Origin of the sequence: Marivita cryptomonadis, assembly GCF_002115725.1 — a bacterium.
GTDB classification, from domain to species: Bacteria; Pseudomonadota; Alphaproteobacteria; order Rhodobacterales; family Rhodobacteraceae; genus Marivita; species Marivita cryptomonadis.
Map to the genome: position 1 here is coordinate 1 of NZ_JFKD01000063.1, position 1,582 is coordinate 1,582.

1 protein-coding gene is annotated in these 1,582 nt (G+C 60.2%); it reads right to left on the reverse strand.

All coding sequences use genetic code 11. From position 1 onward, the window contains the following. Positions 1-390: 390 nt before the first annotated feature. Positions 391-1,431: an IS110 family RNA-guided transposase gene (locus MCRY_RS22235; protein WP_085633948.1), complete on the reverse strand. Its 1,041-nt coding sequence runs from the start codon at positions 1,429-1,431 to the stop codon at positions 391-393. Between the last annotated feature and the right edge of the window lie 151 nt (positions 1,432-1,582).

Below are 1,582 nucleotides of genomic sequence, written 5' to 3' on the forward strand. Positions count from 1 at the left end.
TGTAACAGGGCGTTTGAGGTCAAGAGAAATTTTCAACACGGAAACAGTGGCCAAACCGTTTGATTGGCCAGCAGGTTTTCATCACTGATCTTGTTTGCGAATGAAGGCGTTGCCGATTTCTCTGGCCACCGATTGTTGTCCCACATCGGGATCCTGCTTCTGTCCGTGGTCAGCGCTTCGGCCGCCACATTATGCCAAGTCCAAGAGCGGTTCCCGCGTGCCTATCTTTGAGACGCACTCAGACAATTTGTCTGGCAGCTAGCACACTTGCCGGCATCATCGGGGACCGCGTCCCGGGTTGGGACTTCGATGAACCAGCGCCATCAGGCGCGGCCAAACCTCCTTTGTTTCCAGGTCTATTCTTGAAGGGGGGGCTTCATGGTGTTGCGCCTATGCGGTTGCAGCCACAGCAGCATCTTCCCGGGTGAAGCGGAAGTCTGTGCCGTCTCGCCACATGCGGTGCAGAACAACCCCAATCCGCCGGGCGAGCGCCACAGTGGCGCGCTTCTTCCCCCGCCGCTTGGCAACGTTCAGTGCCCATGCCGTCAACCAGGTTTTGCTGCCACGGTGCAGCATCACCGTCGCAGCCTGGTATAGCGCCGTGCGCAGTCCAATATCGCCGGCCCGAGAGATCTGACCAACGATGTCGCGCTCACCCGACTGCTCGCGCCGCGGGGTCAACCCAACCCAAGGACCGACGTCCTTGGACGATCGGAACCGCTCCGGGTCATCGATGGCCGCCTTGACGGTGAGGGCCACGACGGGACCGACCCCGGGCATCGTCATGAGCGTGTGACAGACTGGGTCTTCCTTGGCGTGATTGCGCAGGACCTTCTCGAGGCCTGCCAGTTCCTGTCGCAGCGCCCGTCTTGCCGCGAGGATAGGGTTCGCTGCTGCCTCCAGCATGGGATTGCCCTCGGCCAACTCTTGCACCCGTGCTTCGAAGCGACCCTTTGCAACACGTCCCATCTTCAGTCCGAAATTACGCAGCACACCGCGGATTGATAACTCGAGATTTATCGCCGCCTGCAGGACAGCCTTACGCGCGGACAACAGCGCACGCATCTCCTGGGCCGACATCGACTTACAATGGACGGGCCGATACCACCCCATCTGCAGAAGCCGCGCGATTCCCTCAGCATCCCGCCGGTCCGTCTTGATGGGCATCGCCTTGAGGGCACCCTTCACCTGCCGTGTCTCCATGAGCACCGTGGCAAAGCCTGCATCGGTCAGGTGTCGATAAAGCCATTGCGAGAGGGGGCCGGCTTCCAGACCAACCGCAACAACCTCACCCGGCATCGCCTTCAGCGTTGCAATAAGGTCATCGGGTTCGCTGGCAGCGGTCGTTTCCTTGACGATCTTGCCCTGCGCGCTCACCGCGCAGATTGCCGTGCTTGCGAGAGAGACGTCCAATCCGATATAAGTTTCCATGTCGTTGCCCTTTCTTTCTTAGACATCTTGGGGCGCGCCTAACAGCACGACCCCGTAGACACGCCGTACAGCGTGCCAAGGGCAACGACACTTCACATCAAGCGGTCGATCAACTCACAACGATGCCAGCCAGGCCGAGCCCTGTTACGGC